Here is a 14,809-nt window from a genome sequence, read left to right on the forward strand (position 1 = left end):
CGAAATAAATTAAAATTCGTCAGTAGTCAATGCCCGATTGATAAACTCATTCAAAGGTTTTAAAAGGATGAGTTTTTTACTCATTTTAGAAACGAAATCTTTATTCAGGATTTCTGATAGGTCAAACTTAACACTAGCTTCAAAACTTTTTAGTTTTAAAAGTTCAATTGCGGGATGTTCTTTGTCGTATCCTCTAGGTGGGTTTTTGAGTGTGCTTTTTTCATTTCGATCAAAATCTCCAAATACCTTTTTAAATTCTTTTTCATTTAAAATTGCTTCTAAATCATCATAAAAATAAGCGATTTCTTTGCGAACTTTTTTCAAATCGTCTGCTAACGGTGCATAGAAGCCACCGGCGATAAAACTGGCGCCTTTTTCGATATGAACATAATAGCCAGCACGGCTTTGTCCTTTTGTTCCTGATGACAGCCAAACTCCTATGTGAGACTTGTAAGGTGATTTGTCTTTGGAAAACCGAATGTCCCGATTAATCCTAAAAGTGCAGTTTTTTACTTCTAGCAGTTCTAATGTGGGGTCCAAAGGTTTCATGATATCAAGAAAATCAGCAACTAGTTGATGGTAGTCTTTTTTGAAAATCTCGTATCTTTTTTTATTATCTAAAAACCAATCCCGGTTGTTATTTGCTTGTAAATCTTTCAGGAACTGTAGTGAATCTTTTGAAAGCATGCTGTTACTATTGTAATTGTGTTTTTAAATCTTCTTCGTTTCTTTGTTTTTGGATGCTAAAAGAATAGGAAGTTTGTAGATTTTTATTTGTGACAGGAAGGTCTTGTTTTTATCTGCATTTAGATTAATAATGACAATGCTATCAGTAAATCCTAATTCACAAATTTACAAGGACGTAGGCCAATCTGCATATAAATAAATGAATACTTTTTCACTATATTCCTAGCTGCTCACGTGGATAATTTAGTCTGTTGACATATTAAGACCTTCAGCGCTCCATTTCATAAAGCCGCCTTCTAGTTCATATATGTTTGTAAATCCTAATTCCTGAAGCTTTTGACTTGCTTTTTTACTTCTTCCGCCACTTTTACAATAAACAAAAACTGGTTTTGTCTTGTCAAATTTTTCTGCATCAGCAATAAAACGGTCACCTAACCAATTTACATTTTCAGCATTTTTGATGTGCCCTTCTGTAAATTCCTCAGGAGTACGTACATCGAGGATTTGCGGGTTTTGGGTTGTATTCATTGTTTCAGCAAAATCTTTTGCTTCAATCGTTTTTATGTTTTTTGCGGCTTGACCATCACATGATAGTATAACGAAGGAAATTAGTAAGAATAATATGGAACGAAATTTCATTAGAATTTAATTTAAAAATTGATTAGGCTAAAATAAGTAATTTATAAGGATAGAAGGGTTTTATATCATAAAATAAACACCGCTATAAGTTAAATATTTTATAGGATTGGTGTGTCGACTTTACAATTGCTTCGGTGCGTTCTGGGTGTGTGTCTGAAATAAAAAGTTGTCCAAAAGTATCGCTATTGACCATCTCTATTATTTTAGCTACACGACTTTCATCTAGCTTGTCGAAGATATCATCAAACAGTAAAATGGGTTTTACACCACTTTGTTTTTTTAGAAATTCAAATTGCGCCAACTTTAAAGCAATTAGGAAGGACTTTTGTTGTCCCTGGGAACCGAATTTTTTAATTGGGTGGCCATCGATTTCAAATGACAAGTCGTCTTTGTGCGTGCCCACACTTGTATAATGTAACGCTCTGTCTTTATTGATGTTTTCTTGTAGAAGTGTTAGTAAATTATTTTCGAATAAATGACTTTCATAAACCAGCTGAACTGTTTCTTGCGATCCGGTGATGGCATGGTGATGTGTATTGAAAATAGGGATGAATTGCGCTATGAATTCTTTTCTTTTTTCGAAAATAGATTTTCCATAACCATCAAGTTGTTCATTATATATGGAAAGGGTGTCGATTTCAAAAACGCGGTTTAAGGCAAAATATTTAAGTAATGCATTGCGTTGATTTAGGACTTTTTGGTATTGTATGAGCTGTTGTAGGTATTGAGGGTCTAATTGTGATATGACGCTATCCATGAATTTCCTCCTGGTTTCACTGCCTTCAACAATCAAATCCCGGTCGGCCGGGGAGATGATAACCAAGGGAATAAAGCCAATATGGTCTGAAAATTTGTCGTACGCTTTGCCATTGCGTTTTAATACTTTTTTTTGACCTTTCTTTAAACTGCATACCACCTGCTCGTTTCTTTCGTTTTTTATAAACTCAGCATCAATAACAAAAAATTCTTCGCCGTGTTTGATATTTTGGACTGCTAATGGGTTGAAATAACTTTTGCCATAGGATAAATGATAGATAGCATCCAATACATTTGTTTTTCCAATGCCGTTTTTACCTACAAAACAAATTATCTTTCCGTCAAATTCGAAGTTTGCTTCTGAAAAATTTTTATAATTGAATAATGAAATCTTTTTTAAATACATCTTTAGGGCTTACTGGTATTGAGGAGTTTGTTGTTTTTGAAAGGCTTTTTTAAAGTGGGTGCAAATTATTGAAAAATATTGATATAAAGCCGTTTTGAACTTTTTCTGTGCTAATTATTTTTACTTATAATTGAATGGGAGGTGCCTAAAAAAAATTATTTTTTTTTATTTAAATATAAAATCCTAGTTTTTTTGTGTCGGTTTGAATAAAAATTTTATTTTTGCCGTTCACTAAATTAAAATTAAATGGCTACTTACAGTAAAAGAGGATATAAAGCACCAAAAGAAAAAGAAGTAAAAGATACTGTTGAGAATGTAATTATCGATGAAAAAGACAGTACGACTGCTGGTGTTTTTTCAACATTAGACGAAACTGCTTCAAAAACAGAAGCTTTTGTTGCTAAAAATCAAAATTGGATTATTGGTGTTGTAGGAGCTGTTGCTATAGTAACTATAGGTTATTTAGTGTATCAAAAATTTATTGCTGAGCCAAAACAACTGGAAGCTGCAGATGAAATGTTTGTTGCACAACAAAACTTTCAACAAGCTACAGATGGTATTGCGAGCGATTCATTATATAAATTATCTTTAAACGGTTCAGAAGGTAAATTTGGATTTATTAAAATTGCAGAAGAGTATTCTGGTACTGATGCTGGAAATTTAGCTAACTATTATGCTGGAATGGCTTATTTGAACACAGGTAAATATGCAGAAGCTATTGATTATTTAGGTAAATTCAAGTCGGAAGATATTGTTTTAAGTGGTTTAGCAATTGGTGCAATGGGAGATGCTTATGCAGAAAACAACAAGCCAGAAGAGGCGTTGAAAAATTACGTTAAAGCTGCTGAAACAAATAAAAATGATTTTACTACGCCACGTTTCTTGCTAAAAGCTGGAAAAACAGCTTTGGCTTTAGGTAAGAAAGAGGATGCATTAAAATATTTTACTGATATTAAAGACAATTATGAAGCGTCTCCAGAGGCTTCTTCAGTTGATGTTTTGATCGGTTTAGCACAATAGTAAAAAAGGATTTAAGATTCTGGTTTAAGACTGCAGTTTTTTGATTTCAAAATTCTATCTTTAACTTATAAAATCTAAAAATTCAATTTTAAAAACTATATCAAATGGCGACCTTAAATAAAAACTTATCCGTTTATGATAAAAACAGTGTTCCAAAAGCGAAAAATTTTCGTTTTGGAGTCGTTGTTGCTGAATGGAACGAAGCTATAACTGAAGGATTATACAATGGAGCAGAACAGGCATTTTTAGAAAATAGTGTTCCGCAGGAACATATTATTCGTTGGAATGTTCCTGGAAGTTTCGAACTTATTTATGGATGCAAAAAAATGTTGCAAACTCAGAACGTAGATGCTGTAATAGCTATAGGTTGTGTGATTCAAGGGCAAACTAAGCATTTTGATTTTGTTTGTGAAGGAGTTACTCAAGGAATAAAAGATTTGAATATTCAAACGGATATTCCTGTTATTTTTTGTGTGCTTACTGATAATGCAATGCAACAATCGATCGATCGAAGTGGTGGGATTCATGGTAATAAAGGTACAGAAGCGGCTATAGCGGCTATTAAAATGGCTTTTATTCGTCAGCAGGCTTCGTTAACGCATCAAAAAGGAAATCAAAATTTATTGTCAACAGGTCCTTTGAGAATAGAGGAGGGGACGCCTTTAGAACTAAAGGAATAAAGCAATAATATATTATAATAAAGCCTATACTGTTTAGTTAATAGTATAGGTTTTTTTTGTTTTATTTATGACTGAGTAAACCCTGAAACCCAACATAAATTCATTAAATTTGTGCACTTTGGTTTTAAAAATAAAACGTAAACTTTAAATAAATATTTTTTAATGTCGAGTATCATTCAATTGCTTCCTGATCATGTTGCCAACCAAATTGCTGCTGGAGAAGTCGTACAAAGACCTGCTTCCGTTGTCAAAGAATTACTTGAAAATGCAGTTGATGCAAAGGCAAGTGATATTAAATTGATTATAAAAGATGCCGGGAAAGCATTAGTTCAGGTTATTGATAATGGACTGGGAATGAGCGTTACCGATGCGCGTTTGTGTTTTGAACGCCATGCGACTTCAAAAATACGTAAGGCAGAGGATTTATTTTCATTGCATACGAAAGGGTTTCGGGGGGAAGCATTGGCTTCAATTGCTGCGATTGCTCATGTGGAGATGAAGACGAAACAAGATCAAGAAGAGTTAGGAACGCAAATTATTGTCGAAGGTAGTAAGTTTGTCTCTCAAGAAGTTGCTGTGCTGCCTAAAGGGACGTCATTTGCGGTCAAAAATCTGTTTTTCAATATTCCTGCTAGACGCAACTTTTTAAAGTCGGATACGGTAGAGTATCGTCATATCATTGATGAATTTCAACGTGTCGCTTTAGCACACCCAAACATCTATTTTACTTTCTTTCATAATGGAAGCGAAATGTTCAATTTGCCTCCCTCAAGCATGAGGCAGCGAATCGTTAATATTTTTGCTGGTAAAACCAATGAAAAGCTAGTTCCGGTTCAAGAAGAGACTGAAATCGTGACAATTCAAGGCTTTGTCAGTAAGCCTGAATTTGCTAAAAAAAATAGAGGAGAGCAGTTTTTCTTTGTTAATGATCGATTTATTAAAAGTGGTTATTTGCATCATGCAATAATGGCTGCCTATGATGGTATTTTGAGAGATGGAGCCCAGCCTAGTTATTTTTTATATTTAACGGTGCCGCCAAATACGATTGATATCAATATACATCCTACTAAAACAGAGATTAAATTTGATGATGAACATGCCATGTATGCTATTTTAAGAGCTTCGATTAAACATAGTTTAGGTCAGTTTAATGTGGCGCCAGTTTTAGATTTCGACAGAGATTCTAATTTAGATACGCCTTACCATTACAAAGATTTAGAAGGAGCTACACCAACAATACAAGTGGATGGAAGCTTTAATCCTTTTTCGGATGATAAAGTAAATAAACACTATTCAGGTTCTAGTTATAGAAAGCCTGAACCAACAGCTTCTTGGGAAAGTTTGTACGTAGGATTAAAACAAGAGGGAGAGTTTATTTCCGGAAATACTGATTTTTCATTTGAAAGTGAAGAAGTGACAGGTTCTTTGTTCAATGAGGAAGAAGTCGAACAAACCGTTAATAATGCCTACCAAATTCATAAAAAATATATCGTATCTCCTATTAAATCAGGAATGGTTATTGTGGATCAGCAGCGGGCTCATCAAAGAGTATTGTATGAGCAGTTTTTGACTAATATGACGGTGAATCAAGCCTCAAGTCAGCAATTGTTATTCCCGTTAGATTTGTTCTTTTCGGCTACAGAAATGGAGCTTATCCAGGATTTAAAATTGTCACTGGTTAATACCGGTTTTGTTTTTGAAGAGACTAGTATAGATCATGTCGTTATTTCAGGGATTCCAGTAAATGTAACTGAAAGCGAAGTTTCGTTAGTTTTAGAACAATTATTAAGCGATTTACAAGATGGAATTCCCGACAGTAGTTTTAGTCAGAATGACACGATTGCGAAATCAATGGCCAAAAGTTTAGCTGTAAAAACAGGGACGGCTTTAACATTAAAAGAGCAGGAAAACTTGGTAAACGGTCTTTTTGCCTGTAAAGATCCTAATGTTTCCCCTTTTCAAAAACCAACTTTCATCACAATGCGTGTGGAAGATTTAGATAAAAAATTTGCACTATGAGAAATGTAACCGAAACGGTAAAACAATTAATTATAATTAATGTTCTCTTTTTTATTGGAACTTTAATCGTTGGAGATCCTGCTTACAAAATGTTAGCTATGTTTTTTCCGGAAAATAAAGACTTTCAATTATGGCAGCCTATCACGCATATGTTTATGCACGGTGGGTATATGCATATCTTTTTTAATATGTTTGCTTTGTATTCGTTTGGATCTGCTTTGGAAAGTTTTTGGGGAAGTAAAAAGTTTCTATTCTTTTATATTTCTTGTGGTTTAGGTGCGGCATTGCTTCATACAGGAATTAATTATTATTACTTTAATGATGCTATAAGTACTTTAGTCTCCAACGGTTTTTCTAAGACTGAAGTTATACAACTTTTAAACGAAGGTAAAATTAACACGCAATGGCAAGAGTTGTTGACTCCTTCAGAATACAAAAATTTTCTTAGTGCTTATATGGGAACTGTAGTGGGTGCTTCTGGTGCTATCTATGGTGTAATTGTCGCATTTGCATTTATGTTTCCTAATGCTGAGTTGGCTTTGATGTTTATTCCTGTGCCTATAAAAGCAAAATATTTTGTACCTGGTTTAGTTTTAGTAGATTTGTATTTAGGAGTTTCTGGACAATCTATTTTTGGCGGTGGTGGTATCGCACATTTTGCTCACGTTGGTGGAGCTTTATTTGGCTTTCTGATTATGTGGTATTGGAAGAAGAATCAGTTTAATGACAACAGGTGGAACTAAAATGTTTCTGCTCGTAAAAGATATTATTTCATAAAAAACGTAAATACAAAGAATGAATATTATAGATGACTTAAAAATGCAGTATAAGTTAGGTGGTGTAGCCCATAGATTAATCTATTGGAATGTTGCTTGCTTTCTCGTTTCATTGGTATTTTTCTATGAGTTTAAGTCTGGATCATTTCATTTCCCTAATTGGGTCGCTTTGTCAACAGTGCCTTCTGTTTTTGGATTGATGCCGTGGACATTCTTAACCTATTCGTTTTTTCATGACGGATTTTGGCATTTACTTTTTAATATGATGGTTTTTAACTTTGCCAGCTCGCTGTTTTTGACATTTTTCACGCAAAAGCAATTATTAGGTCTGTATATTTTAGGGGCTATTTTTGCAGGTGTAGCTTTTGTGTTAGGTTATTATATTTTGAATTTAAGTGCTTCTATCGTAGGGGCATCTGCAGCGATTATGGCTGTTTTAGTAGCTGTTACGACTTATCAGCCGTTGATGCATGTTCGTTTGTTGCTGATAGGGAATGTTAAGTTATGGCACATTACAGCAGTGATTCTAATTTTGGACCTAATGCAATTTCGCTTGGACAATACTGGAGGGCACATCTCTCATCTGGCGGGAGCTTTGTTTGGTTTTCTTTTTATCCGATTATTGCAAAAAGGAACTGATTTGAGTGAAATAGTAACGGGAGTTATTACTTTTTTTGCTAATTTGTTTAAAAAATCAAGCTCAACTCCATTTAAAAAAGTTCATAAAAATTATGGTAAACCGGTTGAAAAAAGGGTTTCCAAGATTATTACAAAAGATAAAGCGCAGCAACAAATTGATGAAATCTTGGATAAAATTAGTCAGTCAGGATATGATAGTTTAACTAAGGATGAAAAAGAATTTTTGTTTAAAGCTGGAAAATAAGAATTTTACAGCATATTTTAGAAATAAATTAAATAGTTAGCCGTTAGTAATTTGACAATCTAATTAATGGAACAAGTAAAAATATGAAAAAACTTTCCTGGTTCAATAAAGCAATGTATAGTTTAAACGTTGTTCTTATTATTGTCACTTTTGTCGCGTATATTTTGCCGTTTCTGGCTCCGAAAATATTTCCAATTTTATCTGTTTTGACTCTTTTCATGCCATTGTTTTTTATTTTAAATGGTTTGTTTTTTTTGTATTGGGGACTGCAGTTTAAAAAACGCATGATCTTATCTGGGTTGGTACTTTTGATTGGGATTACCTTTATTAATAAATTCTACAAGTTTTCAGCCAAAGAGTATCCGCCAGATGAAAAGAATTTCACTGTTATGAGTTACAATGTCCGCTTGTTCAATTTGTTTAAATGGTTAGATAAGGCAGATGTTCCGGGAGAAATTCTTGAATTTATAAATGACAAAAACCCTGATATCTTGTGCATTCAAGAGTTTTCGTCCTCTGCTGTTATTGATTTAAAAGTGTACCGCCATAAATATATTTTGATGGAGGGAAACAAGATTAAAACAGGTCAAGCTATCTTCTCTAAATTTCCCATAATAAATCAAGGGAGTATTATATTTCCAAGCTCTAATAATAATGTTATTTATGCTGACATAAAGAAAGGAAAGGATATTATTAGGGTTTATAATATGCACTTGCAATCTATTAAGATTTCACCTGATGTTAATGAAATATCAGAGAATATTGATGTGATTAATAAGAATAAATCTCAAATGATGCTTATAAGAATCAGTAAAGCTTTTAAGCTACAACAGCAACAAGCAGAAATTTTTAAGAAGCATGAAAAGGAATGTGAATACCCTATTATCATATGTGGTGATATGAATAACAGTGCGTTTTCCTATGTTTATAGAAATATAAAAGGAACGCTAAAAGATAGTTTTGAAGAAGCTGGTAAAGGATTTGGAGCAACTTATAAGTTCAAGTATTATCCTACCAGAATTGACTATATTTTTGCTGATGAGAAGATGACTGTCAAAATGTTTGAAAGCTTTCCTGAATTCGAAAATTCCGATCATTATCCCATTATGGCACAATTATCATTAGAATAAAAGAATAGCAATCTTTATTTGTATAATAAGGCTTTTAAAAATACTACAATATAACATAACCAAAAACTAAATGTTAGATTTAGGGTGTGAAAAATTTCACAGTAATCTCTATGCTTAAATGGTATTAATAACCAGTTTTTGTTTTTTCATATAATCTAAAGCAAATTTACCTTCATTGAATAGTAAGTCAAGAACGCTTAGATTATTTATAAATCCATGTTTATCATCAAATACTTGAATGTATTTTTCAAAAGAAGAAGGGTCTTTTTTCCCATCTGCGAGCGACCTGTAGTCTAAAATTAGAGTGGAATCAACTTCTGGTACATATTCAGTAGTCGTTGTATAGTCAATCTTTACTCGCATGCATTTAGAGATGATTTCTAAGGTGTCAAAGTTTAAATCCAATAGAAATTTGTGTTTTTTTTCATAGAAGGGACGAATATCATCGTCAAAAAATTCAAAGAATGGTGAGCTTCGGTAAGCCGTTTCCAGCGATTTGTAATGTTGTTTCTGCCAGTCAAAATCAGCGTCGACTTGAATGTCTTTGGTTGATTGATGGTTGGCTTTAGAGTGCTTAACTGGAATGTTCAGTAACTGAATTCCATTAGGACTATAGATATAAGTACGATTTCTATTAGTTTGTTTTTGGAAATTATCCTCTATTTCAAATGTAATACCGTCTGATTGCGACATGGCAACAAAATGGCTTATCGAAGGGAAGTAGGTAGGATGGAGGAGTGTATTCATAGTTTTATTTTTTGTTTCAGGTTTAAAGCTTCAATTGGTACTAGTAACTTTAAACCTGAACCTTTAAACTAGATATTTTTTTTGTCTTTTCTTTTTTTCCAAAAATACTCACCCACGAAAAAGGCTGCTAATGCAATTAAGAAATATTTAAAATACGATTGTGGTTGCCCTTCACCGCTAACGGTTGTGAAAACTCTATCCCAGCGTATTTTATTCAATCCTTTTCCATTAGTATCCCAACTCAACCAGATGAATACTGGTTTTCCTACAATGTGATTTTCAGGTACAAAACCCCAATAACGGCTATCTTCAGAGTTGTGGCGGTTGTCACCCATCATCCAATAGTAATTTTGTTTGAAAGTATAATTGTTAACTACTTCACCATTTAATCTGATTTCGTTTCCTGTGACTTTAAGATCGTTTTTATCTCCGTTATCATTCAATTCATAATCAGTGATAATTCTTTTGTAAAACGGTAAAGTCTCTGTGGTAAGCGCTACTGATTGTCCCTTTTGAGGAATGTAGATCGGACCAAAATTATCGCGGTTCCATTTATTTATGTGTGGGAATATCCCGCCTTCTGTTCCTTGAAAAATTTCTTGGGTAACAGCAGTTATTCCGGGAACATTGCGCAGTCTTGCTGCTCCTGCAGCTGTTAATGCTCTGAATAGTAAAGTGTCTTTTGAGGGGCCTTTATAACCAATGCCATCGGTTACGTCCATATCTTTTAATAGATATTCAAAATCAATAGGCGTTTTACCATCTAAGGCTACTGAATAAGAAAACTGAGGTTTTGCTCTTTCTGGCAGTTGTAGTACTTTACCATCTATATAAACAATACCATCTTTTATGGACAGGCTGTCTCCAGGAACTCCTACACATCGTTTTACATAGTTCGATTTTTTATCGATTGGTTTGATTACGCCAGGGCTTCCCTTTGCTTCAAAAAAGTAATGAACTGTATCCACAGGCCAGTTAAAAACGACAATGTCAGTACGTTTTATGTCTTCAATTCCGGGTAATCTTAAGTAAGGTATTTGCGGCCAGTTCAAGTAGGATTTAGTTTTAACAACGGGAATTGAATCATGAACCATTGGCAATGCTACAGCAGTCATTGGTACTCTGGCTCCATAATTTACTTTACTAACAAATAGGAAATCTCCAATCAATAACGATTTTTCCAAAGACGATGTTGGAATAGTATAGGGCTGTACAAGATAAGTGTGAACCAAAGTAGCTACAATTATAGCGAACAGCAATGAACTAACAGTGTCTGCAGTTTTATTTTGAGGATGGATACTTCTGTCGACAACGTAATCTAGTTTTTGAGTATAGTTAATGTAATAGATATAAAGGCCAAAAGTAATTATCCCTAAAAAAGTGTCTAAGGTTGATTTTTTCCCAAAACTCCTTAATGTTTCGATCCAGATTACTGGAAACATAATTAGGTTTATGATTGGAATAAAAAGCAACAACGTCCACCAAGTAGGGCGTCCTATTATTTTCATTAATACAATAGCGTTGTAAACAGGAATTGCTGCTTCCCAACGTTTTCTGCCGGCAGCTTCATATAATTTCCAAGTTCCTAAAAAGTGAACTATTTGTACAAATAGGAAAAACACAAACCATTGATATATAGACATAGCTTAATTTTTTAGTTTTATAGGGCGGGAAGTTTAGTAAGTGTTCCCCAAAAGTGTATTTGATTTATTTTAATTCTAAAACGTCTTTCATTGAGAAAACGCCATGTTTGCCTACAATCCATTCTGCTGTAATTACGGCTCCTAGAGCAAATCCCTCACGATTGTGTGCCGTATGTTTTATCTCGATACTATCAACAGCTGAATTATAAGTTACCGTATGTGTTCCAGGAACAGTTCCAATTCTTTTTGCATTAATATGAATTTGATCTGCTCTCGGTTCGTCTAAAGTCCAATTCGTGTAATTGCTATTTTCAATTACTCCTTTGGCTAATGAGATAGCAGTGCCGCTGGGAGCATCCAGTTTTTGAGTATGGTGAATTTCTTCCATTTCAATACTATAACTGTCCAGTTTAGCCATCATTTTAGCCAGATATTCGTTAATTTCAAAAAATATATTAACTCCTAAGCTAAAGTTTGAACTGGATATGAAAGCACCGTTTTTAGCGGAACATAGCGCTACCATTTCGTCATAATGTTCCAGCCAACCCGTTGTGCCTGAAACTACAGGTACATTAGCAAGAAAACAATTTGAAATATTAGGTACAGCCGCAGTAGGAACGCTGAAATCTATGGCGACATCAGCAGTTGAAAGCCCATCGTAAGTGTTGTTTTCATCTTTCTTCAAAACAATCTCATGACCTCTTTCCTGTGCAATTCTCTCGATTACCTGACCCATTTTCCCGTATCCTAAAAGCGCAATTTTCATTTGGTGTTTATTTATAAATTAAAAATTCAGATGGTAAACGAGTTGTCTCGTTTATGATCTAAAAATTGTAATTAAAGGTTAGACCTACATTTGTCTTTAATGTTACATCATTAGGATAAATTACAGGTCGTACTGATAAGTTTTCGTCCACATTAAACTGCAATAAGGCAGCGTCTACGTTAGCGTCGATAATGTTTAAAGCATAAAAAGCTACAACAAACAAGGCAGATAAATCGCGATTTCGTTGATAGAATTTTTGTCCGGCAATTAATCTGGAGTCATCTAGGTAGGAGTATTTGTCATCACTATATCCTTCAAGCCTACGTTTATAAGCATCTCTATATTGATGGTATTTTGTATTGCTATCTAAGTAGAAATATAGGCTAGTTCCAATAGCGCCGTAAACAAGAGGAATTTTCCAATATTTTTTATTATACGCCTGTCCTAAACCGGGTAAAACGGCAGAATAGAAAGCTGCCTTTGCCGGGGTAAGCGGATCTATATCGTTTGTCTTTACTGTGTCTTTAGCCACGAGAACAGCATCTGTTTTTACTTGAGCAAAAATAGTGGTGTGTCCTATAATAAAAAAGAACATTCCTATGTAAAGAAATTTATTCACTATCCTTTTATTATTTCCATGATTCTATTGAAGTCTTCTTCTGATTGAAATGGAATTGTAATCTTTCCTTTTCCGTTTCCGGCAACTTTTACATCTACTTTGGCTCCGAAATAATTAGTGAAAACCTTTTTCTGTGTTTCTTCAATTTCAAATCCTGATGATGATTTCGCTTTGGTTGCTGGTTTTGGTTTTAAACTTTCCTGATAGTTTTTTACCAAAGCCTCTGTATCACGTACAGAAAGGTTTTGACTTACTATTTTTTGGTAAATATCAGTTTGAATGTCTAAATCTTCGATATTGATAATTGCACGACCATGCCCCATGCTGATAAAACCATCACGAATTCCTGTTTGGATAATCGGATCTAGTTTTAAAAGACGTAAATAGTTGGCAATAGTAGAACGTTTTTTTCCTACACGCTCGCTCATTTGTTCCTGAGTCAATTGAATTTCATCAATTAACCTTTGGTAAGACAGTGCAATTTCTATTGGATCTAAATCATGACGTTGAATATTTTCAACCAAAGCCATAACTAACGATTCATTGTCATTTGCAATACGAATGTATGCAGGAACAGTTGTTAATCCCACTAGGGTAGAAGCGCGCAAACGGCGTTCCCCTGAAATCAACTGGTATTTATTGAATTCTAGTTTTCTAACAGTAATAGGCTGTATCACTCCTAATTCTTTTATAGAAGTGGCAAGTTCTCTTAATGATTCTTCATTAAAATTACTACGGGGTTGAAAAGGATTTATCTCAATAGCATCTATTTCAAGCTCAATAATATTACCTACAACTTTGTCGGCATTTTTATCGTTTACTGATTTAATATCGTTTTCCGGATCTTTTAGTAATGCAGATAATCCTCTGCCTAAGGCTTGTTTTTTTATTGCTTTTGCCATAAAACTATTTGCTGTTTTTCTTTATAACTTCCTGCGCTAAATGTAAATAATTAGCAGCTCCTTTGCTGGTTGCGTCATAGTTGATGATGCTTTCTCCAAAACTAGGCGCTTCGCTCAATTTTACATTTCTTTGAATAATAGTGTCAAAAACCATATCGTTAAAATGCTTTTGCACTTCTTCGACAACTTGATTCGATAAACGAAGTCGGGAGTCAAACATGGTTAATAATAATCCTTCGATATCTAAATCTGGATTGTGAATTTTTTGAATGCTTTTTATGGTATTTAGTAGTTTACCCAAACCTTCCAATGCAAAATACTCACATTGAATAGGGATAATTACTGAATCAGCTGCTGTTAATGCATTCAACGTAAGCAGTCCAAGAGAAGGCGCACAATCAATGATAATATAATCATAATCGTCTTTTACACTCTCTAGTGCTTTTTTAAGCATATATTCTCTATTTTCCTTATCTACCAATTCGATTTCGATGGCAACAAGGTCAATATGTGATGGAATTACATCTACGTTTGGTGCTGAACATTTTATAATTGCCTCTCTGGGGGTATTGCTATGTTCCAGAATTTGGTATGTTCCGATTTCAACTTCGTCGACATTGATTCCTAATCCAGAACTCGCATTAGCTTGTGGATCAGCGTCTATAAGTAATACTTTCTTTTCTAAAACTCCTAAGGAAGCGGCAAGATTTACAGATGTTGTAGTCTTTCCAACTCCTCCTTTTTGATTAGCAATCGCAATGATTTTGCCCATTTATTTTATAAATTTTGAACCGTAAAAATACAATTTATTATGGTTTCTAAAAATCTATTTTGTTAACATTTGTTAAAGCTTGATTAGGGGCGTATTGCTGTGTTTTATTATGTGCTTCTTAATTTTTATTTCAGGAATTTTTTGGATTGTCAACGAGGTCAGCTTGATGGGCTGATTATAGAGTTTGAATTTGGAGTTCTGACTGTTTTGTTAGTTTATACTGAGGCGCGCTATGGCTGTTTATAGGTCATTTAATACTGAGTTTAGAGAAAGAGATTTTTTTTTGTGGCGATAGATTTATGAAGAAGGAGGCTAAACTGCAAAAGATGAAGTCGATGTGGGTAATAATGTCACAGCGTTCTTT

The 14,809-nt window shown here is 34.0% G+C and carries 15 protein-coding genes; 6 read left to right on the forward strand and 9 right to left on the reverse strand.

The genetic code is table 11. The annotated features are described in order from the left end of the window. Positions 1 to 9: 9 nt before the first annotated feature. The 3 genes from BLV35_RS14990 to recF form a co-directional block, all read right to left on the reverse strand. Complete coding sequence (locus BLV35_RS14990) at positions 10 to 687, reverse strand: DUF2461 domain-containing protein (protein WP_091092071.1); 678 nt, start codon at positions 685 to 687, stop codon at positions 10 to 12. Between the two features lie 243 nt (positions 688 to 930). Continuing rightward, on the reverse strand, positions 931 to 1,326 hold the full coding sequence (locus BLV35_RS14995; RefSeq protein ID WP_091092073.1) for a rhodanese-like domain-containing protein: 396 nt from the start codon (positions 1,324 to 1,326) through the stop codon (positions 931 to 933). Between the two features lie 82 nt (positions 1,327 to 1,408). Beyond that, positions 1,409 to 2,488: a DNA replication/repair protein RecF gene (recF, locus tag BLV35_RS15000; RefSeq protein WP_091092076.1), complete on the reverse strand. Its 1,080-nt coding sequence runs from the start codon at positions 2,486 to 2,488 to the stop codon at positions 1,409 to 1,411. A gap of 246 nt (positions 2,489 to 2,734) precedes the next feature. On the opposite strand from recF, the gene BLV35_RS15005 reads away from it, so the two are divergent. The 6 genes from BLV35_RS15005 to BLV35_RS15030 all read left to right on the forward strand — a co-directional run bounded on the left by BLV35_RS15005 (position 2,735) and on the right by BLV35_RS15030 (position 8,996). Then, positions 2,735 to 3,508, forward strand: coding sequence for a tetratricopeptide repeat protein (locus tag BLV35_RS15005; RefSeq protein ID WP_091092078.1), 774 nt, complete (start codon positions 2,735 to 2,737; stop codon positions 3,506 to 3,508). A 104-nt stretch (positions 3,509 to 3,612) separates the two neighbouring features. Then, the gene (gene ribH / locus BLV35_RS15010; protein ID WP_091092080.1) at positions 3,613 to 4,188 is read left to right on the forward strand and encodes a 6,7-dimethyl-8-ribityllumazine synthase; all 576 of its coding nucleotides are present in this window, start codon (positions 3,613 to 3,615) and stop codon (positions 4,186 to 4,188) included. 162 nt (positions 4,189 to 4,350) lie between these two features. Beyond that, positions 4,351 to 6,207: a DNA mismatch repair endonuclease MutL gene (gene mutL, locus BLV35_RS15015; RefSeq protein WP_091092083.1), complete on the forward strand. Its 1,857-nt coding sequence runs from the start codon at positions 4,351 to 4,353 to the stop codon at positions 6,205 to 6,207. Beyond that, positions 6,204 to 6,950, forward strand: coding sequence for a rhomboid family intramembrane serine protease (locus tag BLV35_RS15020; RefSeq protein ID WP_091092085.1), 747 nt, complete (start codon positions 6,204 to 6,206; stop codon positions 6,948 to 6,950). The genes mutL and BLV35_RS15020 overlap by 4 nt, the downstream gene beginning before the upstream one ends. A 52-nt stretch (positions 6,951 to 7,002) precedes the next feature. Further along, positions 7,003 to 7,866: a rhomboid family intramembrane serine protease gene (locus BLV35_RS15025; protein ID WP_091092087.1), complete on the forward strand. Its 864-nt coding sequence runs from the start codon at positions 7,003 to 7,005 to the stop codon at positions 7,864 to 7,866. 83 nt (positions 7,867 to 7,949) lie between these two features. Next, positions 7,950 to 8,996 (forward strand): endonuclease/exonuclease/phosphatase family protein, encoded by a 1,047-nt coding sequence (locus BLV35_RS15030; RefSeq protein WP_091092090.1) that lies wholly within the window; start codon positions 7,950 to 7,952, stop codon positions 8,994 to 8,996. A 114-nt stretch (positions 8,997 to 9,110) separates the two neighbouring features. Here the strand turns inward: BLV35_RS15030 and BLV35_RS15035 are convergent, their stop codons facing one another. From BLV35_RS15035 to BLV35_RS15060, 6 genes are all read right to left on the reverse strand, one after another. Beyond that, positions 9,111 to 9,743: a WbqC family protein gene (locus BLV35_RS15035; RefSeq protein WP_091092092.1), complete on the reverse strand. Its 633-nt coding sequence runs from the start codon at positions 9,741 to 9,743 to the stop codon at positions 9,111 to 9,113. Between the two features lie 68 nt (positions 9,744 to 9,811). After that, positions 9,812 to 11,386 carry a signal peptidase I gene (gene lepB, locus BLV35_RS15040; protein WP_091092094.1) on the reverse strand — a complete coding sequence of 525 codons (1,575 nt, stop codon included), beginning with the start codon at positions 11,384 to 11,386 and terminating at the stop codon, positions 9,812 to 9,814. A 64-nt stretch (positions 11,387 to 11,450) separates the two neighbouring features. Next, on the reverse strand, positions 11,451 to 12,152 hold the full coding sequence (dapB, locus tag BLV35_RS15045) for a 4-hydroxy-tetrahydrodipicolinate reductase (RefSeq protein ID WP_091092096.1): 702 nt from the start codon (positions 12,150 to 12,152) through the stop codon (positions 11,451 to 11,453). A 58-nt stretch (positions 12,153 to 12,210) separates the two neighbouring features. Then, the gene (locus BLV35_RS15050; protein WP_091092099.1) at positions 12,211 to 12,747 is read right to left on the reverse strand and encodes a DUF5683 domain-containing protein; all 537 of its coding nucleotides are present in this window, start codon (positions 12,745 to 12,747) and stop codon (positions 12,211 to 12,213) included. Between the two features lie 23 nt (positions 12,748 to 12,770). After that, a complete protein-coding gene (locus tag BLV35_RS15055; protein ID WP_091092102.1) occupies positions 12,771 to 13,673 on the reverse strand; it encodes a ParB/RepB/Spo0J family partition protein in 903 nt (300 codons plus the stop codon). A gap of 4 nt (positions 13,674 to 13,677) precedes the next feature. After that, on the reverse strand, positions 13,678 to 14,445 hold the full coding sequence (locus tag BLV35_RS15060; protein WP_091092104.1) for a ParA family protein: 768 nt from the start codon (positions 14,443 to 14,445) through the stop codon (positions 13,678 to 13,680). Between the last annotated feature and the right edge of the window lie 364 nt (positions 14,446 to 14,809).

Source organism: Flavobacterium gillisiae (assembly GCF_900107635.1).
GTDB lineage: Bacteria > Bacteroidota > Bacteroidia > Flavobacteriales > Flavobacteriaceae > Flavobacterium > Flavobacterium gillisiae.

Coding starts and splice junctions, on each gene's coding strand:
- BLV35_RS14990 (WP_091092071.1), bottom strand. CDS start 687: ATGCTTTCAAAAGATTCACTACAGTTCCTGAAAGATTTACAAGCAAAT.
- BLV35_RS14995 (WP_091092073.1), bottom strand. CDS start 1,326: ATGAAATTTCGTTCCATATTATTCTTACTAATTTCCTTCGTTATACTA.
- recF (WP_091092076.1), bottom strand. CDS start 2,488: ATGTATTTAAAAAAGATTTCATTATTCAATTATAAAAATTTTTCAGAA.
- BLV35_RS15005 (WP_091092078.1), top strand. CDS start 2,735: ATGGCTACTTACAGTAAAAGAGGATATAAAGCACCAAAAGAAAAAGAA.
- ribH (WP_091092080.1), top strand. CDS start 3,613: ATGGCGACCTTAAATAAAAACTTATCCGTTTATGATAAAAACAGTGTT.
- mutL (WP_091092083.1), top strand. CDS start 4,351: ATGTCGAGTATCATTCAATTGCTTCCTGATCATGTTGCCAACCAAATT.
- BLV35_RS15020 (WP_091092085.1), top strand. CDS start 6,204: ATGAGAAATGTAACCGAAACGGTAAAACAATTAATTATAATTAATGTT.
- BLV35_RS15025 (WP_091092087.1), top strand. CDS start 7,003: ATGAATATTATAGATGACTTAAAAATGCAGTATAAGTTAGGTGGTGTA.
- BLV35_RS15030 (WP_091092090.1), top strand. CDS start 7,950: ATGAAAAAACTTTCCTGGTTCAATAAAGCAATGTATAGTTTAAACGTT.
- BLV35_RS15035 (WP_091092092.1), bottom strand. CDS start 9,743: ATGAATACACTCCTCCATCCTACCTACTTCCCTTCGATAAGCCATTTT.
- lepB (WP_091092094.1), bottom strand. CDS start 11,386: ATGTCTATATATCAATGGTTTGTGTTTTTCCTATTTGTACAAATAGTT.
- dapB (WP_091092096.1), bottom strand. CDS start 12,152: ATGAAAATTGCGCTTTTAGGATACGGGAAAATGGGTCAGGTAATCGAG.
- BLV35_RS15050 (WP_091092099.1), bottom strand. CDS start 12,747: ATGTTCTTTTTTATTATAGGACACACCACTATTTTTGCTCAAGTAAAA.
- BLV35_RS15055 (WP_091092102.1), bottom strand. CDS start 13,673: ATGGCAAAAGCAATAAAAAAACAAGCCTTAGGCAGAGGATTATCTGCA.
- BLV35_RS15060 (WP_091092104.1), bottom strand. CDS start 14,445: ATGGGCAAAATCATTGCGATTGCTAATCAAAAAGGAGGAGTTGGAAAG.